Source organism: Bacteroidota bacterium (assembly GCA_016194975.1).
Taxonomy (GTDB): domain Bacteria; phylum Bacteroidota; class Bacteroidia; order Palsa-965; family Palsa-965.
Genome location: JACQAM010000023.1, coordinates 192,000 through 213,541 on the forward strand (window position 1 = coordinate 192,000; position 21,542 = coordinate 213,541).

General features: G+C 43.1%; 22 protein-coding genes and 2 tRNA genes. 11 read left to right on the top strand and 13 right to left on the bottom strand.

Features of this window, described 5'->3' with window-relative positions:
* The first annotated feature begins 1 nt into the window (after position 1).
* The 3 genes from selD to HY064_15260 all read left to right on the top strand — a co-directional run bounded on the left by selD (position 2) and on the right by HY064_15260 (position 2,162).
* Complete coding sequence (gene selD, locus HY064_15250; protein ID MBI3512014.1) at positions 2-1,030, top strand: selenide, water dikinase SelD; 1,029 nt, start codon at positions 2-4, stop codon at positions 1,028-1,030.
* A gap of 118 nt (positions 1,031-1,148) precedes the next feature.
* Positions 1,149-1,901, top strand: a complete 753-nt coding sequence (locus tag HY064_15255) for a response regulator transcription factor (GenBank protein ID MBI3512015.1) — start codon at positions 1,149-1,151, stop codon at positions 1,899-1,901.
* A gap of 96 nt (positions 1,902-1,997) precedes the next feature.
* Complete coding sequence (locus HY064_15260; protein MBI3512016.1) at positions 1,998-2,162, top strand: hypothetical protein; 165 nt, start codon at positions 1,998-2,000, stop codon at positions 2,160-2,162.
* Between the two features lie 101 nt (positions 2,163-2,263).
* Here the strand turns inward: HY064_15260 and HY064_15265 are convergent, their stop codons facing one another.
* Entirely contained in the window at positions 2,264-5,395 is a 3,132-nt protein-coding gene (locus tag HY064_15265; protein MBI3512017.1) for a hypothetical protein, read from the bottom strand.
* A 285-nt stretch (positions 5,396-5,680) separates the two neighbouring features.
* Between HY064_15265 and HY064_15270 the strand changes: the two genes are divergently transcribed.
* Positions 5,681-6,238: a sigma-70 family RNA polymerase sigma factor gene (locus tag HY064_15270; GenBank protein ID MBI3512018.1), complete on the top strand. Its 558-nt coding sequence runs from the start codon at positions 5,681-5,683 to the stop codon at positions 6,236-6,238.
* Entirely contained in the window at positions 6,231-7,499 is a 1,269-nt protein-coding gene (locus tag HY064_15275) for a zf-HC2 domain-containing protein (protein ID MBI3512019.1), read from the top strand. The genes HY064_15270 and HY064_15275 overlap by 8 nt, the downstream gene beginning before the upstream one ends.
* On the opposite strand, the gene HY064_15280 is transcribed toward HY064_15275, so the two are convergent.
* A complete protein-coding gene (locus tag HY064_15280; GenBank protein MBI3512020.1) occupies positions 7,500-7,892 on the bottom strand; it encodes a DUF1987 domain-containing protein in 393 nt (130 codons plus the stop codon). It abuts the gene before it with no gap.
* A gap of 5 nt (positions 7,893-7,897) precedes the next feature.
* Positions 7,898-8,437 (bottom strand): hypothetical protein, encoded by a 540-nt coding sequence (locus HY064_15285; protein MBI3512021.1) that lies wholly within the window; start codon positions 8,435-8,437, stop codon positions 7,898-7,900.
* Between the two features lie 202 nt (positions 8,438-8,639).
* Here HY064_15285 and HY064_15290 point away from each other — a divergent pair, with 202 nt between their 5' ends.
* Positions 8,640-9,401, top strand: a complete 762-nt coding sequence (locus HY064_15290; GenBank protein MBI3512022.1) for an enoyl-CoA hydratase/isomerase family protein — start codon at positions 8,640-8,642, stop codon at positions 9,399-9,401.
* Positions 9,402-9,452: 51 nt separating this feature from the next.
* Here the strand turns inward: HY064_15290 and HY064_15295 are convergent, their stop codons facing one another.
* From HY064_15295 to HY064_15305, 3 genes are all read right to left on the bottom strand, one after another.
* Positions 9,453-10,175, bottom strand: coding sequence for a TIGR00730 family Rossman fold protein (locus tag HY064_15295; protein MBI3512023.1), 723 nt, complete (start codon positions 10,173-10,175; stop codon positions 9,453-9,455).
* A 100-nt stretch (positions 10,176-10,275) separates the two neighbouring features.
* Positions 10,276-11,358, bottom strand: a complete 1,083-nt coding sequence (locus HY064_15300; protein MBI3512024.1) for a tetratricopeptide repeat protein — start codon at positions 11,356-11,358, stop codon at positions 10,276-10,278.
* Between the two features lie 141 nt (positions 11,359-11,499).
* The gene (locus HY064_15305) at positions 11,500-12,603 is read right to left on the bottom strand and encodes a DNA replication/repair protein RecF (GenBank protein ID MBI3512025.1); all 1,104 of its coding nucleotides are present in this window, start codon (positions 12,601-12,603) and stop codon (positions 11,500-11,502) included.
* Positions 12,604-12,714: 111 nt separating this feature from the next.
* On the opposite strand from HY064_15305, the gene HY064_15310 reads away from it, so the two are divergent.
* From HY064_15310 to HY064_15320, 3 genes are all read left to right on the top strand, one after another.
* Positions 12,715-13,395, top strand: coding sequence for a tetratricopeptide repeat protein (locus HY064_15310; protein MBI3512026.1), 681 nt, complete (start codon positions 12,715-12,717; stop codon positions 13,393-13,395).
* A gap of 57 nt (positions 13,396-13,452) precedes the next feature.
* Positions 13,453-13,929 carry a 6,7-dimethyl-8-ribityllumazine synthase gene (locus HY064_15315; GenBank protein MBI3512027.1) on the top strand — a complete coding sequence of 159 codons (477 nt, stop codon included), beginning with the start codon at positions 13,453-13,455 and terminating at the stop codon, positions 13,927-13,929.
* Positions 13,930-14,091: 162 nt separating this feature from the next.
* Positions 14,092-14,164, top strand: a tRNA-Pro gene (locus HY064_15320).
* A gap of 133 nt (positions 14,165-14,297) precedes the next feature.
* On the opposite strand, the gene HY064_15325 is transcribed toward HY064_15320, so the two are convergent.
* Together HY064_15325 and HY064_15330 are read right to left on the bottom strand one after the other, a co-directional pair.
* Positions 14,298-14,371 (bottom strand) — tRNA-Arg (locus tag HY064_15325).
* Between the two features lie 98 nt (positions 14,372-14,469).
* A complete protein-coding gene (locus tag HY064_15330) occupies positions 14,470-15,099 on the bottom strand; it encodes an endonuclease III (GenBank protein ID MBI3512028.1) in 630 nt (209 codons plus the stop codon).
* An 80-nt stretch (positions 15,100-15,179) separates the two neighbouring features.
* Between HY064_15330 and HY064_15335 the strand changes: the two genes are divergently transcribed.
* On the top strand, positions 15,180-15,491 hold the full coding sequence (locus HY064_15335) for an antibiotic biosynthesis monooxygenase (GenBank protein ID MBI3512029.1): 312 nt from the start codon (positions 15,180-15,182) through the stop codon (positions 15,489-15,491).
* Positions 15,492-15,617: 126 nt separating this feature from the next.
* On the opposite strand, the gene HY064_15340 is transcribed toward HY064_15335, so the two are convergent.
* Positions 15,618-16,715 carry an oxidoreductase gene (locus tag HY064_15340; GenBank protein MBI3512030.1) on the bottom strand — a complete coding sequence of 366 codons (1,098 nt, stop codon included), beginning with the start codon at positions 16,713-16,715 and terminating at the stop codon, positions 15,618-15,620.
* 128 nt (positions 16,716-16,843) lie between these two features.
* Between HY064_15340 and HY064_15345 the strand changes: the two genes are divergently transcribed.
* Positions 16,844-17,800, top strand: a complete 957-nt coding sequence (locus HY064_15345; protein ID MBI3512031.1) for an aldo/keto reductase — start codon at positions 16,844-16,846, stop codon at positions 17,798-17,800.
* A 64-nt stretch (positions 17,801-17,864) separates the two neighbouring features.
* Here HY064_15345 and HY064_15350 read toward each other — a convergent pair whose 3' ends face one another.
* Genes HY064_15350 through HY064_15365 form a run of 4 tightly spaced genes read right to left on the bottom strand, consistent with a single transcriptional unit; the run spans position 17,865 to position 21,539 of the window.
* A complete protein-coding gene (locus HY064_15350; GenBank protein ID MBI3512032.1) occupies positions 17,865-19,046 on the bottom strand; it encodes a cellulase family glycosylhydrolase in 1,182 nt (393 codons plus the stop codon).
* Positions 19,047-19,049: 3 nt separating this feature from the next.
* Positions 19,050-20,042 (bottom strand): cation transporter, encoded by a 993-nt coding sequence (locus HY064_15355; GenBank protein ID MBI3512033.1) that lies wholly within the window; start codon positions 20,040-20,042, stop codon positions 19,050-19,052.
* Positions 20,043-20,080: 38 nt separating this feature from the next.
* Positions 20,081-20,617: an RNA 2',3'-cyclic phosphodiesterase gene (gene thpR / locus HY064_15360; GenBank protein ID MBI3512034.1), complete on the bottom strand. Its 537-nt coding sequence runs from the start codon at positions 20,615-20,617 to the stop codon at positions 20,081-20,083.
* Positions 20,618-20,651: 34 nt separating this feature from the next.
* Positions 20,652-21,539 carry an FKBP-type peptidyl-prolyl cis-trans isomerase gene (locus tag HY064_15365; GenBank protein MBI3512035.1) on the bottom strand — a complete coding sequence of 296 codons (888 nt, stop codon included), beginning with the start codon at positions 21,537-21,539 and terminating at the stop codon, positions 20,652-20,654.
* Positions 21,540-21,542: the final 3 nt, after the last annotated feature.

Genomic DNA, 21,542 nt, shown 5'->3' on the forward strand with positions numbered 1-21,542 from the left:
TATGACAGAAATAAAACTCACTCAATTCTCCCATGGCGCAGGATGCGGTTGCAAAATATCGCCTGCCGTGCTCGATTCCATTCTGAAATTTTCGCCCGCGTCTGCATACGACGCACGCCTGCTCGTGGGGCACGATAAAAAAGATGACGCCGCAGTTTATGATATGGGAAATGGGCGCGCAATAATTTCCACCACAGATTTTTTCATGCCCATTGTGGACGATGCATTTGATTTCGGAAGAATTGCTTCAGTGAATGCATTGAGCGATGTGTACGCGATGGGAGGAAAACCTTTGCTCGCCATTGCTGTTCTCGGGTGGCCCGTTGAAAAAATAAAACCGGAAGTTGCAGGAAAAGTTCTGGAAGGTGCAAGAAAAATTTGCGCAGATGCAGGAATTTCATTGGCTGGAGGACACAGCATCGATAGCCCGGAACCTTTTTTTGGTCTTGCAGTTACGGGCGAAGTAGAAATAAAAAATTTAAAACAGAATTCAACTGCCACAGAAGGTTGTTCTCTTTTCCTGACAAAACCATTGGGCGTTGGAATTATTTCCACAGCGAATAAACGCGGAATTGTACGCAATGAAGATTATAGTGTCGCAGTTGAAACCATGCTTCAACTGAATAAATGCGGAGAACATTTCGGAAAACTTTCATACGTGCGCGCGATGACCGACATCACAGGATTCGGATTGCTCGGGCATCTCGGTGAAATGGTTGACGGAAGTAATTTGTCGGCAGAGATCGAATCAAAAAAAATTCCGGTGCTGCCGAATATCGGTCATTATGTGAAACAGAATTGCATGCCCAATGGAACCACGCGGAACTGGAGCAGCTATTACAAAGGCATCGAAGGCGTGACGGACGATTTCGCCATTCTCTGTGATCCGCAAACAAGCGGAGGATTATTGGTTGCAGTAGAAAGCGGAAAAGAAAATGATTTTATTTCTGAAGCGGAAAAATGCGGATTAAAACTTTCTTCATTCGGGAAACTGGTAAAAAGAAATGCGATAAGAATCCAGGTGATTTAATTACCAGCGGCCTTTTCGCCGCGGAGACGCAAAGGTTACGCAGAGATTTTGTAATTCATCCGTAGTTCGTAGATTCGTAAAAATTAGTATTTCGTACAACCGGTAATCCTCCCCCTCCATGATAAATGCAGTAATCGTTGATGACTCTCCCGAAGCGCGTACCAGTTTGCGCGAAGATCTCAAACGCTGGTGTGCTGATGTTACGCTCATCGGTGAGGCCGACAGTATGAAAAGCGGGCTGGCAATATTGAAAGAAAAAAATCCGGATGTTGTTTTTCTCGATATTCAGCTCGGCGATGGTGATGGATTTTCCTTGCTCGAACAATTGGGCGAAACGCAAACACGCGTCATCTTCACAACCGGTATGGATAATTTCGGGATACGCGCCATCAAATTTTCTGCACTCGATTATTTATTGAAACCGGTCGATCCGGATGAATTGATGAAGGCAGTTGAAAAAGCAAAAGAAGATCAGCAGAAACAGAATATTTCTGTCAACCTGAAATTGCTTGCCGAACAAATGAAACCATCTGCTCCTTCATCGCTCAGGCGGCTTGCACTCAACAGCGCCGACAAAGTGCAGGTGGTGAATATTTCCGACATCATCCGCTGTGAATCAGAAAGAAATTACACCACATTTTTTCTCAAAGACAAAAAACAGATCGTGGTCACAAAAACACTCAAGGAATATGAAGATATGCTGGAACCGAACGGCTTTGTAAGAATTCATCATTCCCATCTCATCAATCTCGAACACCTGAAAGAATTCATCAAGCACGATGGCGGTTACGCGCTCATGGACGATGGCGCACATGTGCCCGTGAGTGTGCGCAAGCGCGAGGATCTGCTGCGCGCGCTGGGACTTTCCTGAAATCACTTCTCCTCTTTTTTTTTACGCCGGAAAGTTTTTCCGCATCACTTGTTTATTCTTCCCTGCATTTTCTTTTGAGTGAAAGTACATTCGTGTATGATCATTCGTCTCATCATTTGTTTTTTCGCTGTCATTATTCTGTGGATGATGATCTGTTTCGCATGGATCTTATTGTTCGAATCTCGATCCGATAATTTTTCCCGCGGAAAAGCTGAGTTGAAAAAAAATGTTTCTATGGAATACGTTACGCGTTTTGGTTGATCGAACAGGGATGGTGTTGCTTTTTGTCAGAAAAGAACGGTAACGAAAGAGGTGCGGCTCCCGGAAGAGAACCGCACCTCGACAATTTTTATTTTTCAGAATTACCTCGGGCGTGATGTGGATGATGATGAACCCGAAGCTCTTGGTGTACCACCTCCGGAAGAAGATCGCGGAGTGGTTGCTTGTGATGCAGGGTGTGAAGATGATGAACTTCCTGAAGAAGATGATGAACTTCCGGAGGAAGATGAAGTGCTTCCCGAAGAAGATGATGATGGACGTGGATGCGAGGTTCCTCCATCGCCTGATGATGAAGAGGAAGAAGAAGATGATGATGAACTTCTTCCGCCGGATGAAGAATCGCCTCTTCCGCTATTGCTGTTACCGGATTCTGATTCTCTTCCGGTGATTGCATAAACAATCGTTAGCGATTTACTGTCGCTTCCATTCGCATTCGTTGCGAGTATGGCAATCGCATTCGTTCCCTGGTTAAGCGATGCAGAGAATGTGAGTGCATGTGTGCCTGCATCATAACTCGCTCCCATGAAATGCATGCCGTTCACTTTAATGGTAACATCAGTTGCACTGGTGATATTGGAGATGCTCACTTTTACATTGTAAGTTGGAGTAGAAACCGTGATATTATCTGATGAAGGATTCACGAGCGTGATCACAGGAGTTGCAGAAGTAGATGTTGAACTGTTGTGTGTGGTATTGTGCGGCCCAACATTCGTTACATCTCCTGCTCCGCCCGGGCGTCCCTGGTTCGCAAGTGTATCTGGATTTCCGCTGCCGCCTGTTGTGGACGGAGTGTATTTGATCGTGGTATTATCACTTGCGGTTCCTGCATTGTTGGTAGCAGTCACTGTGTAAACATTTGTGCCTGCTATTAATTGTGCAGTGAGTGTAACGAGATGTGATGCAGAATTGAAATTGAAACTCAAGTGTGTTCCGTTCATATCTGTAACCGTGATCTGCTGCGAACTGGTCACATTCATCACCACAGCATTTATTGCCTGTACTGCATTTCCGGTGATGAGCGGATTTGAAGAAGGAACCGTGATGTTAACTGTAGGCGGCATTGCAGGAGCAGGATTGTAAATGATCGTGGTCGATTTGGAATCACTTCCATTCGCATTCGCAGCAGTAACCGTGAAGAAATTATTTCCGTTGTTGAAGGTTGCGTTATAAGACAACACGTGTGAATTCATATCGTAACTGAAATTCGCAGTGCTTGAATTGTTGTACACCACGGTAATCTCACTTTGATTATTCACATTCAGCACCGTCGCATTCAGCGTCATGGTTTGATTTGCCGAAGTGTAAGGATTAGTTCCGGGATTCGTGATCGTCACTACGGGCGCAGGCGGCGCTTGTGTGTTCGGCTTGTAAGTGATCTGGCACGATTTGGTATCTGTTCCCGCGGTATTCGTTCCGGTTACACTGAACGGATTTACTCCGCTGATAAGTGTTTCCGGAAAACTGATCGTGACGAATGATCCGTTATTCACAAGATTGAAATTTGTTACCTGCTGATTGTTGAACATAACTGCGATCTGGTTCATTGCACTTACGTTCGTGATGTTTGCAGTGATGGTGATCGCTGCAGTCTTCGTCATATAAGGACAAGCATTCGGATTCGTGATCGTTACAACAGGAGGCATAACCTGTGCAGCAGGATTGTAATTTATGGTTACTGCATCTGATGCGCTTCCTACTGTATTTGTACCGATCACTTCAAAAAGATTCGCACCGGTATTCAGTGTTGCAGTAAAAGCAACCTGGTGTGTAGATGGATTGAAAGTGAAATTATTCACCGGGTTTCCATTATGCGTTACCTGTACTCCTGTTGCTGCTGTTACATTAAGCACAGTTGCGGTTACGTTGAAAGTTGCAACAGTAGAATTGTAAGGATCGCTCGGAGGATTTGTAATGTTCACTTGTGGAGGCAATGCAGCGGGATTAGTATTCGTTACAGCGCCGGTAAGAATGATCGTTTGAATATCAGACGCAGATCCGTATTGATTGGATGCACTCACCTGGTAAATATTCGAACCCGGCATCAGTGTACTTGTGAATACCATTGTTCCTGAATTCGGATTGAAGCTGAAATTATTGCTTACCTGGTTGTTGATCAGCAATTGTATCTGGCTCGAATAATTCACGTGTTCAATGTGCACTACGAGTTGTTGTGTAGGAACAGAAGTTGAATACGGATCTACAGCCGGTGTTGTGAACCGAACTGTAGGCGGATAAGCGTAGCTCGGATAATTCGTGTTGTTTCCTGTAGGATTATTATTCGGATTGGTTGTGTAATTCGGATTCGGGTTCGGATTGTTCTGTGTATAGTTATTCGGATTCGGAGGAGGAGGATTGTCAACCGTATGTGTATTGCTGTGTCCTCCACCAAATGTCCAGCGCACAAATAATCCATCATAATTGTACAGATCGTTATTCGGAGTTTTTGTTCCTTCAGAAGTGTGATCGACTCCGTCGATAAGATCATTCAGCGCCCAGGTCGTTCTGTGTTCAACACCAATTGCACATCCGTTTCCCCACTGGTATCCCATTCCAAAACCGGCGCTTGGCATGAATTTCCATTTTCCCTGTCCGCCATTCGCAACTGTTTCATAAGTGCGATCGGTCCACAATGAATTCAACGCGGTAGAAACAGAAGCTTCATCACCATTGGAAGGAATGTTGGAATAATCATACATATTATTGAACTCATCAAGCTGATTTGTTTTCACCGTGTAATAATTCATTCCCACTCCGCCGAAACCGTAAAGCAATACGCCATGTTTTCTCAATCCATTACTTCCTACAATAAGTTCATAGGAGAATTCATCAAAACGCATTTTGTAATTGCTGAAAACATACCCGTGAGAAACAGAAGATGCTCCGTCCGTATAATTGATGAGCGGATTTCCATTTCCATTCAGCGTATTGTCGCCGGCAATTCCACTCAGCGGATGATAATTGTATCCATAATTTCTTCCATCGAGAAAACGAAAACGCCAGCCGAAATAAAGCGGGCCGGTTTTATCAAGTCTCGAATAACGGGAAAGAGTAAAACTCCATCCGATTCCTCCGACGGCTTTCATATCGCTTGTTTGCCATGTTCCGCCCATGTCGAGTCCAACCCACAAAGGGCGACGCATAGGAACGGAAGATGTTTGAGAAAAAGACTGGAGTGTTACTAAGAACAGAGCCAGGAGTGTAAAATATTTTTTCATGATTGGGATGATTTTCGGTTACTTCATTTTAACAGGAATTGTGCCGAACGTGGGGGCTGGTTATTTTAGCAAATATAAGCGACTGATAATCAAAAGTATCTATTAGCCGTTCCTTTGTATCTGGCAAATTTAAACAATCGTAATTCAAATTCAAACGGCCGAATTCATTCACTCGCGCTCTTTCATCTTCGTTTCGTCGATTTACTTTCTCCTTCGTTCGCACTCATATTTCGTAATTTAGTGCTGTAACGTTCGGTGGTAGAATTCTCTTCCAATATAAGGTCTTTGTCAGACAATGAACTCGTTTCCCGTTTTCGTGAAACGAATGATAACGTGTGCATCGGCGAATTGTTCAAACGTTATCGGCATCTTGTTTTTGGTGTGTGCATGAAATATTTATCAGACGAAGATGAAAGCCAGGATGTGCAGATGCATGTGTTTGAAAAATTATTGAAAGATCTTCATCGCCATGATGTGGAACAATTCAAAGGATGGTTGTACACCGTTACAAAAAACGAATGCCTCATGTACCTGCGCAGCCGCAAAAGCAAGAAAGCGCATTTGCAGGAATTAAAAAAAGATCTTGATGGCGTTATGGAAACTCAACACTCCATGCATCCTGATGGTGTAACCGACACCGAACTCCAGTTACGCAAAATGGAAAACAGTTTGAGTAACCTCGGCGATAATCAGCGTCGTTGCCTTGAACTATTTTACCTGGAAAAAAAATGTTACAGGGAAGTAGCTGAATCAACAGGGTTCAGTTTGAATGAAGTGAAAAGTTTTATCCAGAACGGAAAAAGAAATTTGAAAATTCTCCTCGAGAAAAAAAATAATGACTGACCGGCCTTCATACCATCATCTGCCCGACGATCCCTGCATCGCGGAAGAAAAGATGTTCCGTTATATCGACGGAAAACTTTCTCCCGAACAGATGTACGAGGTGGAACGCCATGCAGTGGATTGTGCTTTCTGTTCAGACGCTATCGAAGGATTGCAACGGGTGAGCGAGCGCGATCGTGTGGGCGCGTACCTCACGGAAACAGGAACCGGAGAAAGTGCAGCAGAAACAGGTGCCAAAATTATTTCTATGACCGATCGCCGTCCGCTTTATTATGCGGTGGCTGCCGGCCTTGTTCTCATTACAGGTATCGGAATTTTTATGCATAACATTTCCAATGGAAGTGAAAAACCAAATCAGTTGGCAGATAATAATTCTCAGAAATTGATTTCACCATTGGGTGATGTAACAAAGAAAGATTCTGTAGCAAAGGTGAGTGATCTTGAAAAAAATAATTCTGCTACGGTTAACACTGCGCTTGATTCGTTACAGGGACAACCGGAAAATAAACTCGCGCGCGTTGACCAATACCCGCACGCAAGCGGAATAGCTGCTTCCGGTGCAGATGCAGGCGGCCCGAGCGGAAGAGGTTCAACTGTTATGCATGCAGAAGAAAAGTCAACAGATATTCCTGCGGAAACAGAGCAATCCAATTCACAGAATGAAATGGTATTAATGGATACGCAGTCAGATGAACAGCGAATGATCCTTGAGGAAAATGTTGCGAATGATAAAAAGGAAACAGAAGCGGTGAAAGCAAAAGACAATGATGACCAGGTTGCCGGTGGAACTTCCACTAATTATAAAAGCCACAATGACCGCAGCAAACAATCTTCTGTGGCTAATGACGCTCCTTCTGTTCCTGCTTCAAATGCAAATGTTGTAACCGTGAACGGAACTAATTCCGATAGTGCGGGTGTGGCTAATAATATTTCAGTTGTTAATGCTGAAGTTTCTGCAGATACTGTCAGTAACGAACAGCAACAAAAATATCCATTGAAAGAATCGGATAAAGACATTGAACTTTCTTATGGCAAAGGTGTGCAACTGCTGAACGCAGGTGATGCAGCAGGGTCGTTGGTTTTTTTCGATGATGTGCTGAAATATCCTGCACACTACAATTTTGCTGATGCGCAATGGGAAAAATCACTTGCACTCATCCAACTCAAAAGAACTGACGAAGCAAAAGCACTGCTGAATGAAATTGTGAAAGGTGGTGGAAAATACAAAGCGCTGGCAGAAGAAAAACTGAAAACGCTCTGATCAGAAAGTGAATTCCTTGTACGGAATGAATACAAATGGATGTTCCAGTATCATTGACATCTCTTCTCCCTTATCACGAATATCTTCATCTTCCGCTTCATGGTGCCAGTTGATCGTAACTGTCACTCCGCGCGAACGCATTTTGAGGAATTTCGCGAGAATACTCAGGATAGAACGCACCGATCCGGTGTTGAGATGATCGAGTTTGATGTCGAACGTAACTGCGTTGCCGGTAAAATTTTTTGTGAAGAGTTCCGCCCATTTATCAGAAGACAGGTAGAACACAGTTGCATCGGCAGGAATACTTCTTCCGCTTATACTGAAAATATTTTTCTTCGCATCAAGATTGATCCGTGGTGTGATCTTGGAATGTTCTATGTAAAGTGTTTCCATAAATTTCAATTGAGCGAAATGAATAGCTCGATATAAAAGAAAGTAAATCCATTCTCCATCGGAATGAATTTATATTTGATGGGACCGCTTACCGCTCTGGCAATTTCAAGCAATCCCAGTCCGGCATTCGTACGGCTTCCATCACGCAGTGTTTTTTCCATTTGCTTCATGTACATTTCGCGCAGGATATCGGCGTCGGCCGCATTGATGTGATCGATCTTTGATCGCAATAATTCCACCTCTTCCGTTTTCATCAGGTTCCCGCAATTTACACCGTAATCACTGATGGAAAAACGCTGCATGAAAACAATTGAGCCCGCTTTGGGTTCTTTTATTGCCGGCGTGTTTTTCTGGATGTTCTGCAAACATTCAACAACAGCGCTCACAAGCCGGCGGCGCGAAGGCCTTGGAAGAAGAAGAAAATGCGGACGGCTTTCAATGAGTGAAACAAAAGCGCTGATCAGATCCTCATCGATCTCTCCAAGATAAAACCAGTCTGTTTTCGGATCAAGAAGAAGGTCTTTTACTTCGGTAGCGCTTAGCATATGCAGGGGGAATTCTTTGCAAATGTACTAAACCTTTTACGGGCATGGTGCTAATTTTGTTTCCCTTACCCGGCATTCACTAATGAAAATTTGACCGGGAGAAAAGCATCTTTTTTGTGGCACATCCAATTCCTTTTTCCCAGAAGGTCTTCTTCATCTTCACTCACACATCTTGTATTAGTATTGCAGTTATTTTTGCATCATGGATACTAATGGAAGTGTAATTTCAACTATGAAGGACGGCATCGGTTCGATCCGTTTTTATCATCCGCAAAGCAATTCTCTTCCCGGAGAAATTCTACGCAAACTCGCAGAAGAGATCACACGAATGGGAAATGACGACGAGGTAAAAGTCATTCTTCTTTCGAGCGAAGGTGAAAAAACATTTTGTGCCGGCGCATCTTTTGATGAGCTTATCGGTATCAAAGACAAAAAATCCGGCGATCATTTTTTTTCCGGCTTTGCAAATGTGATCAATGCAATGAAGAACGCGCCGAAATTCATTCTCACGCGCGTGCAGGGAAAAGCAGTTGGCGGCGGAGTGGGAATTGCAGCAGCTTCAGATCATGCAATAGCACATTCATCTGCTTCCATAAAACTTTCCGAACTCGCTGTCGGTATCGGGCCATTTGTAGTTGGGCCTGCTGTTGAAAGGAAAATGGGATCTTCTGCATTCACGAATCTTGCGATCAATACAACGCAGTGGAGAGATGCAGCGTGGGCAAAACAAAATGGATTGTATGCTGATGTTCATTCTTCATTGGAAGAGTTGGATCAGGCGGTGAATGCACTCGCGGAGCAATTAGCGAATAGTAATCCTGATGCAATGAAAGAACTGAAAAGAATTTCGTGGCAGGGAACTGAACATTGGGACAAATTACTTTATGAAAGAGCGGCCATCAGCGGGCGACTCGTGTTATCTGAATTCACGCGAAACGCTATTCAGAAATTCAAGGGAAAATAAATGGAAAATAAAAAATCCAAAAAAAAATCGAAAATCTAAATTTCCATCCGATTATTTTTCACCGAAAAGTCCAACCGGCCTGAACTTTTTCCTCAATCCGAATTTTCTTATCGCTCCGTTTTCAAGGAACTTCATTGCATCATCAACGGAATCGGTGAAGAAGATAAGTTCTGCATCATGTTCGCCTATGGTTCCTTCGCTGATCATTTTCCGGATGTGATTGATAATTTCTGCATGAAATTCCATACCCAGTACGATGATCGGGAATCGTTCCATCTTAGCCGTCTGCACAAGTGTCACCGCTTCGAATAATTCATCGAGCGTTCCGAATCCGCCGGGCAACACCACAAACGCATAAGAATATTTCGAGAGTAGGACTTTACGGACGAAAAAAAATTTGATGTCCACCCATTTATCGAGATAAGGATTCGGTTCCTGCTCACGCGGAAGAACAATATTGCATCCCACACTTTTTCCATTCACATCTTTCGCACCTCGATTCGCCGCTTCCATGATGCCCGGCCCTCCACCCGTCATCACTGTGAATCCGAGTTTCGCAATACGCTTACCCACTTCGCGCGCCATTTTGTAATAGGGATGGCCTTCAGTGAATCTTGCCGATCCGAAAACAGTTACACAGGGTCCCACGAAATGCAATTTCCGGAATCCGCGAATGAACTGGCGAAAAACTTTTATGGTAAAAAACAATTCGCTCCCTCTTGGCCCCGGCCCTTCAAGAAATGATCTTTCATGCTGATTGAATTCTTTTTTCATACTGCAAGCGAAGTTACTGGTAAATCAAATTTTTTATTGAGCGGTGATGCAAAAAAAAATGCCGGGAAATTTCCCGGCACTGAATTTATTTTCAGAAATATTATTTGCATTCACTGATGAAAGCAGTCGCGTCGGTATTCCCGAGTGCAGAAGCTTTCCGGAAATCCTTGCACGCATCCTGCATATTCTGCATATCGCGTTCAATGAGGCCACGACGATAATAAGCTTCAGGATCGGAAGTACGGAGAGAGATGGCCTGTCCATAATCGTAAATAGCCGATGTCATTTTATTCGTGCGTTCGCAACACTGCGCGCGCGCCATAAACGCATCATAATTCGATGGCGAAATATTGATGGCTTTCGTGAGGTATTCGAATGCGTGATCAAAATCATCCTGGTTGAAATAATAAAGCCCCATCTGGTAAAATCCATCTGCATTATTCGGCGAAGCTTCTGTTGCTTTCGTGAAATCAGCAAGCGCTTTATTTTTATTGTTCAATCCGAGGTAAGCCTGACCTCGCTTGGAATAATAGGCCCCTGAATCCGGGCAAAGTGCAATAGCGATATCTAATTGCGCAATGGCTTCATCGAATTTATGAAGTGTAACATCAGAACAACCTTCTTTATAATGTTGCATCGCTGAATTCCAGCAGAAATTATCGGTAAAGGCAGTTCTTGCTTTTTCATTTCCAAGTGAAGCTGCTTTGCTCATATCCTCGCAGGCCTGGTCTTTATTGTCTTTCGTGTTTGTGATAAGCGCACGCTGGTAATAAGCATCAGACATTGTTCCGTCGAGACCGATCGCCACATCAAGATCCGGTTTTGCATCTGCTTTTTTTCCGAGACTGATATTTGCCATCGCGCGTCCGAAATAAAGTTTTGCCCAATCAGGATAATTCTTTTTCACTTCATCCTGGTTCGCATTCATTTTATCGAACTCTGACATTTTCTCGTAATCCGATTTCAGTTTACAAATACGTTGCGCATCGGCATCGATCTTCGTGATCTCAGTTGTGTAATCTTTGACGGCTCCTGCAAAATCTCCTTTATCGCGCTTCATATCACCGTTAGCAGATGGACCGGAATAAACAGGAGTGACTGTTTTAGAGGTTGCTGTTTGCGCCGAAACAGAAAAAAATACGCCGCAGGAAAGCAAAGTAATTAAGAGGTAATGCTTTAACATGTTTTTCTTTTTTTAGTCCGACAAAGCTATTGAAATTCGCTCATACAGTAACGATTTTCATAGTGGATAATAGTAACAATCGTGCCAGAAAAATCATTGGCCATTGGTCATTTGTGTCTTGCTTAAATATTTTCCCAATGACTATTGACTTACAATCCTTCCCTCCTCCACCCTGAACATTTTATAGGGCAATTTTTTTGCTTTGAAAAGTTCATCCATTCTTCCGGCTCCGGTATCCGTTACAAATAGCTGTCCGAATGAATTTCCGCAAACAGTTTCCATCAGCCGCGTTACGCGTTCTTCATCCAGTTTATCATGCACATCATCAAGCAACAACATTGGTTTTTTTCCCGACGCGCGATCGAGAAAAACATATTCCGCAAGTTTAAGCGCAATAAGAAAAGTTTTCTGTTGCCCCTGTGATCCGCTGCGTTTGAGCGAATGTCCGGCAATGATAAAATCAAGATCGTCCTTATGAATTCCGGATGTGGTGTAACCCAGAACAACATCTCTTGATATATTTTTTTTGAGGAGATCAGCGATCGATGTTTCATGCATTTTCGACTCGTAAATAAGTTCCACCTGCTCCGCATCACCACTCAGTTTTGAATAATTCGAAGAGAAAAAAGGAAGTAATTCACGGATAAAAGCTTTGCGTGAATTATAAATAGGCGTTCCATTATGATCGAGCTGAAGATCGAGTATTTCAAGTGTGCCATCGTCCTGTTGTTCGCCTTCCGACATTTTTTTGAGCAAAGCATTCCGCTGAGAAAGAACGCGATTATAGGCAATGAGATGTTCGAGATAATTCCTGTTGAACTGCGAGATCACCGTATCCATGAATCTGCGCCGCTCTTCACTTCCACCGGTAATGAGCACGCTGTCGAGCGGAGAAACCACCACAAGCGGAAATGAACCGATGTGATCTGAAAGGCGATCGTAATCGACACCGTTCTTCTTGAATATTTTCCGTTGCCCTTTTCTCACGGAACAGAGAATAGAATCTTCCTGTCCTGAAGAATTGAATTTTCCCTGCACCACGAACATGGGCTGGTCGAAACGGATGTTCTGGCTGTCGACCGGGTTCAGAAAACTTTTACAAAGCGAGAGATAATGAATAACGTCGAGCAGATTAGTTTTACCACTTCCGTTGAGCCCTGTAAAGCAATTGATGCGCTCGGAAAAGTCGGCAGCAACTTCTTCGTAATTCCTGAAATTGACAATGGAGATGGTGCTGAGGTACATTTTATTGAAAACTGAGTTCAGGACAAAATTGCCAAAAAGACCAATGAAGTGACACATAGTGGAAAAAAAGATTAATTTTGCCTCCCAATCAGTAAAACAGTACGGCAAATCATGGCCAAAGAAACTAAAGGACAGACCGTTATTGACATCGAAGGAACCTTCGACAAGACGCAGCAGTATATTGAACAGAACCGCAAAAGTTTGTTGTTTATTGTGGGCGGAGTTGTATTGCTCGTGGGCATTTATTTCGGGTGGAAACTTTTTTACCTGAAACCTAAAAATGAACAGGCATCTGCTAAAATGTACAAGGCGGAAATGTATTTCGCGAAAGATTCTTTCAATCTTGCCATTCACGGACGTGGTGATACGCTCGGTTTTGCCGATATCGTCGATCAGTATGGAATGACCGCTTCAGGAAATATAGCACGTTACTATCTCGGCGTTTGCTATATGAGAACAAACCAGTTCGATAAAGCAATTGAAACACTTCAGGATTTCAGTTCAGATGATATGTTCGTTAGCAGTATGGCTCTTGGATTGCTCGGCGATGCCTACTCGGAGAAAAAAAATACGGATCAGGCAATTGATTATTACCTGAAAGCAGCAAAAAACAATCCCAACAAAATGACCTCTCCTGTTTATCTCAAAAAAGCTGCATTTGCTTATGAGGACAAAGGAAATAAAGCAGAAGCGATCAAATTGTATGAGCAGATCAAAACTGATTTTCCGGAGTCACAGGAAGCAGGTAACGTGGATAAGTACATTGCCAGAGATGGTGGTGAAATAAAATAAAGAGTTCGATCACGAACAGATCCTGCTCTTACGGGGCAGGATTTTTAGTTTAATGAAATGGCTTCTTCACTGAAAAATCTTTCCCACTTCGATCCGGAAAAAATTCCTTCCGGCAAAGGAAGATCATTCCTGCTCATTGTGGCGGAATGGAACAGCCATGTTACTTTCGAAATGAGAGATGCAGCCATTGCAACGCTGAAGAAGCATGGTGCAGATGAAAAAAAAATGGAAGTGATCGCTGTTCCAGGAACATTTGAACTCACATTTGTTGCGGCGAAAAAACTGAATAAAAAATATGACGCGATCATTTGTATCGGTTGTGTTGTGAAAGGTGAAACACCCCATTTCGATTACATCTGCCAGGGAGTTGCAAGCGGCTTGAGCGCTTTGAATGCAATAGGAAAGATTCCTGTGATCTTCGGTGTACTCACGACAGATACAATGCAACAGGCGATCGATCGCGCGGGTGGTAAGCACGGAAATAAAGGAGTTGAAGCAGCGGTAACAGCATTAAAAATGATCGCTGTCAAATGAGAATAGAACGGATTGATTAACTTCGCGCTCCTCTTTTGAAATTCGTTCTTTAAAAATATTATCGGCCCGCTTGTACACGCGTTGCGTGACATTCGGGCAAGGGTGTAGCGTCCCGAGTAATCGGGAGTAGCGCATCTGGTTTTCGTTCTTTAAAAATATTATCGGGGTGTAGCGCAGTTGGTAGCGCATCTGGTTTGGGACCAGAGGGTCGTCAGTTCGAGTCTGGCCACCCCGACTTTAGGATGTACGATTTGCGATGTACGATTTACGATTTCAAATCGTTTTCGGAATCAGTGGATCGTACATTTTTTTTGTGATCGGCTCAAAAAAAGAGATTATGAAATTTATCATAACCTCTTTGCGGCAAGTACCTCCGTCGTGACTCGAACACGAAACCGTCGGTTTAGAAAACCGATGCTCTATCCAGTTGAGCTACGGAGGCGTTTTATAAGCGAGTGCGAAGTTAAAGTTTTTGGAAGAAATTGCCCCTGTTTCACTATCACATCAACAGCAGTATTAAGGGCAAACACTCAAACGCCTTCAACCATTCGCTTTATAATAAGCGCAACATTTATTCACCACACATTCTCCACAATTCGGATTCGTTGGACGGCATGTTTCTCTTCCGAGAAAAGAGATTGCCATTCCTATTTCTCCCCAATCTTTTTCAGGAATGACATCCATTATTTGTTTTTCAATTTTTTTCGGATCGGTGCCGCTTGCAATTCCTATTCGCGGTGCAACGCGCAATACATGAAGATCAACAATAATTCCCTCAGCTTTCACTCCGGATTCACGCATAATCACGTTGGCCGATTTTCTTCCTATTCCCGGGAGCGCTGTTAATTCTTCCATCGTCAACGGAATTTTTTTGTCGTCTTTTACTTTTTGTGCGATCTGCAATAACCATTTTGTTTTATTTCCGAAGTTGCGCACTTTGCTGATGAAGGGAAACAAAGCGCTCTCATCAGCGCGCGCGAGTGAAGCCATATCCGGAAACGCCTTGAACAAAGGAGGAGCAACCTGGTTGATATGTTTATCGGAATCCTGCGCCGATAAAACAACCATCACCACCAACTGGTAAAGATTTTTATATTCGAGAGGATGTGCTTTCCCTTTGTATTTTTTCAGCAAAGGTTTCATCGTATTGTTCCAATCGGTTTTTGGCATTGGATTTTATTTTAAAAAATTATTGCAGACGCAAGTTATTACATCAAATCGTAAATTGTACTTCGTAAATAGAAAATCCTATGTTCGCACAAACTCCTCCTCCTCCCTACTACGCTGTTGTCTTCACGTCAACACTCAACGAAGATCATTCGGGTTATTCCGAAATGGCGCAACGTATGGAAGAACTTGCAAAAACGCAAGCGGGATTTCTGGGAATTGAAAGTGCAAAAGAAGAAATTGGAATTACTGTTTCTTATTGGAAAGATACCGAAGCAATAAAAAACTGGAAACAGAATTCAGAACATCTCTTCGCGCAGAAAATGGGGAGAGAGAAATGGTATGCGTCTTTTAAACTGAGAATTGCAAAAGTGGAGCGGGATTATGGGATGTAATGTGCTAAGCGGGGAATGAAGTGCGAATCCTTGCGAATATGCGAAGTGCGAATATGCAGATTTGCGAAAGTTGAAAATAGATTTTGGGATGTAATGTGCTTATTAATGATAGGATGATGTGTTTATTCAAATATCAATATGACTATTAAAAACCAGGGCACCTTTTATGAATTTACCTTCTTTCGATCCAACAAGAAAAATGTCGATCTGCTGATTCTCTACCGTAACATAATGATAAATGGCATGTACGGTATTTGAACTTTTAGCTATCGTAAGATCCTCCCAATGAACTCCTCCATCTTTTGAATATTCCATTCCTGAAGTTCCCGTTACGATAAGATCATGATCACTTGCATACACCACACATGAACGATAACCTTTCGGGGAAACAGCCGGGCGCACCCACGTTCTGCCTCCGTCACTGGTCAGAAAACAATTCTTCCCCTGACATGTATCACACAAATAATCTCCACCCACAATTATCCCATGAAGCGTGTCATAAAACGCAATGGAGAAAATTCCCTGCGAAGGTTTTCCTTGTAGGATCGGCGTTTCAAAAACTTCCCAATGATGTCCGTAATCACGCGAATGCCAGAGGCGGGAAACAGATCCGCCGGTGGCAATAAATATTTGTCCGTTGGGCAATGTGCGAATTGTTGTTCCACTTGCGGCGAAACTTGCTTCTCCATTTTGTAATTGCGGACGCTCATCCAACGGAATTTCTTTCCAGGTTTTTCCCCCGTCGAATGTTTCAGACAAATACATTCTTCCGTTAACAGGATCCCCGAAAATTATTCCGTGATCCTTGTCCCAGAAATCCACTCCGTCAAAAAACATTGCACTGTCTTTCGATTGGAAAATTGTTGTCCATGTTTTTCCTCCATTCGACGTGCGAAGAATACTTGCGGGAAATCCTGCATTAGCGATCACACAATTTTTTTTATCGAACGCATAAATACTTCTGAAATCGGAATTCTCAAATCCTTTCACGCGATTCCATTTCCATTTTTTTCCGCCGTTGTAAGAATTTCCAACCAATCCTTTCTGCCCGCTCATCCAGATCACGTTCTCATTCACGACGGAAAGTCCGCGAAAACCTTTTTTGACAGAATCGGCGAGTTGTGCATTCGTTTGTGAAAAACAAAACGCAGGAACGAGTAATAGAAAACAGAACAGGTGTCGCATCGATCGGTTGTATCCTTTTAAAGATAGAATTTTTGCCACAGATTGCACAGATTTTCACAGATTCGGTTCAAGAGATTAAACGTGAATTCTTTTTCGCGATTTTTCTCATGTCCCAAGTCTCACATCCCAAGTCCCTTTTGGTAACTTTGTTACTTAAATAAAGGAAAATGGAATATCGTAGACTTGGCAAAAGCGGATTACAGGTAAGTGCCCTTTCCTTCGGATCGTGGGTGACATTCGGTTCGCAGATCGGCGATGACGTGGCAGAAAAATGTATGAAACTCGCTTACGACAGCGGGGTGAACTTTTTCGATAATGCAGAAGCTTATGCAGGTGGAAAATCGGAAGCGGTGATGGGAAATATTCTAAAAAAAATGAACTGGGAAAGAAGTTCGTTCGTTGTTTCCACAAAAGTTTTCTGGGGCGGAAAGAAACCGAATCAATCGGGTTTATCACGCAAACATATTTTCGATGCCTGTCATAATGGATTGGAAAGATTGCAGGTTGATTATCTCGATCTGTATTTCTGTCATCGCCCCGATCCGGAAACACCAATAGAGGAAACGGTTCGGGCTATGAGCGATTTAATTTCGCAGGGAAAAGTTCTGTATTGGGGAACCTCAGAATGGAACGCCGACCAGTTGCAGGAAGCATACAGGGTTGCGTTACAACACAACCTTCACGCGCCAACGATGGAACAGCCGCAGTATAATCTTTTCGAGCGGAAAAAAATAGAAACAGATTACCTGCCGCTTTTCCGCGAGTACGAGATGGGGACCACCATCTGGTCACCGACCGCTTCAGGATTACTCACCGGAAAATACGACAACGGATTACTTCCCGACACGCGCATTGATCGCCCGGGCATGGAATGGCTGAAGGAAAAAATTACAAATGACAAACTGCAAAAAGCGAAAATGTTTTCGGCATTCGCAAAAGAACTCGGAACATCCCCTGCGAAACTTTCCATTGCATGGTGCCTGAAAAATCCGAATGTGAGTACGGCAATTCTCGGCGCGTCGAAAGTGGAACAGCTGGAGGAGAATTTAAAAGCGCTGGATGTCATTCAACTTCTCCCCGATGATGTGATGCGGAAGATTGATAAGCTATTTGCAGAAAAATGATTCACATTGTCATTGTCAAAGGTCAATGGGAAATCTTTAAAACACATAAACCAATGAGCAATGCCTAGTACACCATCGCATACTCCGTCAACAATTTCTCCAGCCGGGCATCGTGAGTTGTGTTAGAGTACAACACTGCTTTTTCAAATTCTTTCATGGCAGCAACGGCATCATCATGCGGCGGTGTATCCTTCATCAGCGGATTAGAACACCATTTGATCACATCACTCCACGATTCGGTGATGTTGATGGAATTGAGCGTTGCATAATCATTGAAAACTTTTTTCCAGGTCCAGAAACACCAGCCGCGGACTCGGTTCGTAGTGTCAGCAAATGTCTTCAGCGTTTTTTCGATCACCGTGTAATTATTCTCACCCCATTCACCGCACCAAACAGGAACATCAAGTTTTTCAGAAAGATCTGAAAAGTCGAGCACCTTTGCCGATGGATCTCCGCCCAGCCAGGTGTAAATATGAAAACTGAACATCATATTCTTATCCGGAAGTTTTTTAAACATGGAAAAATCTTTTGCAAAATCCGATCCTTCAAGAATGCAGAGATGCAACGAGTCGACGCTGCGAATGGCGGCAAGTATCTGCTCGTACATTTTCACCAGCGAATCTTTCTGGTTCGGTATCGGCTCATTGAGCAGGTCGTAACCGGCAACAATATTATTTTTAGAAAAATGTTCCGCGATCTCTTTCCATAGCGCACCAGTTTTTATTTTCTCCTGCTGATCTTTCCACAAATCTGGTTTTACAGGATCGGAAATAAAATAAGGCGATTGTCCGCCGGGAGCGCCATGCATATCGAGAATGGCATACACATGATATTTTCTGCACCAGCCCAGCAGTCGATCAAGAATTTCCCATCCGTAAATTTTTCCATTGATCGGTTCGAAAATGCGATGATTGAAAGGAATACGAACCACATTCAAACCGAGCAAACTGATACGATGAATATCATCTTCCGTTATGAAATTCCTGTACATGCTCAACCGGAAAGAATCCGCTTCCGTTTTTCCTGCAATGGTCTCGAAATTTTCGTTCAACGTGGATTCTTTTGTAAATCCTCCGCCCCATATCCATCCTTCCCACAAAAGCCATCCTCCGAGATTCACCCCATTGAGTTGAAACGCTTTTCCTGTACTATCGCGGATCATGTCACCATCCTGGTAAACGAATTTTCCAGCGAAACTATTTTTTGCAAGAAGCAAAAGAAAAAAAACTGCAATTGTCTTTTTCATGATTCAGCTTTTTAAAGTATGTTTTTTATCAGGGAGCATATTTTCTTTCGACCAAATTATTTTTTTCTCCTGCGGAAATTTTCGCTCGGCACAATTTTTCAGATTGCAGATCGGACAACACTCCGGAAGACAAGGATCGGAATGAATGAAAAATTCAAGTTCCTCACCGATCTGTTTTCGCACGAGTTTATCCACGGCATCCACTTCATCGTGCGCTTTCTCCAATGAAAAATACCAGGGCAACGTCATGTGCGCATCCACGTGCAGGCCCGATCCGTACTTGAGCACGCGCAGGTTGTGCATATCGATCCAGGGATCGCGCCGGTTCTCATTGAGAATTCGTATAAGTTCACCGATTTTCACTTCATCCTGCTCGTCCAGCAGATTTCCGAATGAACGACGAACGATCCTGTAACCCGTAAAAAAAATAATGATGCCGAAAAATATTGCAAGTGCATTGTCGAGCCAGTTCCAACCGGTTAAATGGATAACGATCAAGCCGGCGAAAATTCCTGTACTCGTGAACATATCGGTAACAAGATGTTTTCCGCTCGCCCGCATTGCTTCTGAATTTTCATTTCTTCCGCGCAGCATTAAATATTTTCCCATAATAAAATTGCAGACACCGGAAACAGCAATGAGCATTCCGCCAAGATCAGCTCGGGGAATGGCGTGCGGATAAAAAAAACCATACGTGGCCTGAACCAGAATAGCAGTGCCGGCAAGCAAGATAAGCGCACCTTCGAATCCCGCAGAAACAAATTCAATTTTTCCATGGCCATAAGGATGCTCTTTATCGCGCGGCCGCGAAGCGTAAACAATGGAGAACAGCGCGAAACTTCCGGCAACTACATTCACAATACTTTCGAGCGCATCAGTCAGCACGGCATTCGAACGTGTGATCCACCACGCGACGAATTTCACCGAAAGAAGAATAAGACTGAAGAATAACATCAGTTTCATCACACTCACTTTTCCTTTCGAGGATCCGATCATTCTATAAAGTTGGGATTAAAATGCAGTTTTTATAGTCATTATAAAAAAGATTCCGAAATAATTTTCCACCGGCCTTCATCCAGCCGCAGAAGCGAGATGCAGTCGGCGATAAATATTTCCATGAAAGTTCTGTTTTTATAATCGTCCCACGCCTGATGAAAATCCACTTCCTTCCAATCACGATTGCCAATGGTCATATGCGGATGAAAATTCTTTTCTTCATTCGCTTTTTTCATTCCACGCACATTCATGAAACCATTTACAACCGCTGTGTGAATTCGTTTCAATTCCTCTGAAGGAATAACGTTAATAAAAAGAACACGCGGTGGAAAACATGAAAAATTTTCCAGTTTCACATCGAAAGAAAAAATTCCTTTTGCACAGGAAGAAAGCGCATCTGTAAGTTGTGATTCTTCTGCAGGGTCAAAATTGAACGGAGAAAACAAGGTGATATGAACCGGAGCTTTCAACGCAGCTTTTGTTCCGAACCTGAGGAAAAGATCTTCCTTCATCTGCTGTGCTTTTTCATTCACAGAGGCAGGAGCAACGATCGCTACGAAATAATATTTCTTCACGAAAAAAAAATTCTTAGAAAAGATCCCGGTATTTTTATTTCACTTCCAATAACTGTACATCGAAAATGAGAGTTGATCGCGGAGGTATCACACCGGGATAACCCATTTCACCATAGCCGAGGGAAAACGGAATGATGAGTTGTGCTTTATCTCCTTCATGCATCATCATAATTCCTTCGGCCCATCCTTTGATCACCGGATCAGTTCCCAGCGTAAATGTAAATGGCTGATCGCGTTCCACCGAAGAGTCGAAAGGATAACCATCGATGAGAAATCCATCGTAATGTACTGTTACTTTGTTCCCGTTCTTCGCCATTTTTCCATCGGGATGAGAATCCAAAAAAATAATTTTTAATCCCGAAGGAGTTTTGATCGTGTCTTTTCCTGTGGCATTCCACGGAACAGAATGCGGTTGAACGCTGATCACTTCAACCTGAAATTTCAAATTACTATTCGGAGGAATTTTTCCATTGATACGCGAACCGTATCCATACTTCGAAGGAAGATACATTTCCGCCACATCGCCACCATGCAATCGCAGTACGACAGAATCCCATCCCGCTATCACTTCATGTTTGCAAAGATGAAAAGATAGCGGTTGATTATTGTGATGATAAGTTGCGTCGAAAACAGTATCATTCATCAATCTCCCGACATACCTCATCGTCACTTTATCCCATTTTTGAATTGCAGGACCATTACCTTTTGCTTTGATGTGATAACGGATCCCATCTGAAATATTTATCCAGCTTGTATCATGATTTAAAACTGCAGTATATTTTCTGGCGATGCCATCATCCGGCGGAACGTAAGCTTCATTCACAAAACTTTTATCAGCTGGTTTTGTTTTTTTCTTCGTGATGAAACAACCGGCAAGAAAAATAATTCCCGCAAGCGGAAAAATAAAATGATAGCTTCTCATGGT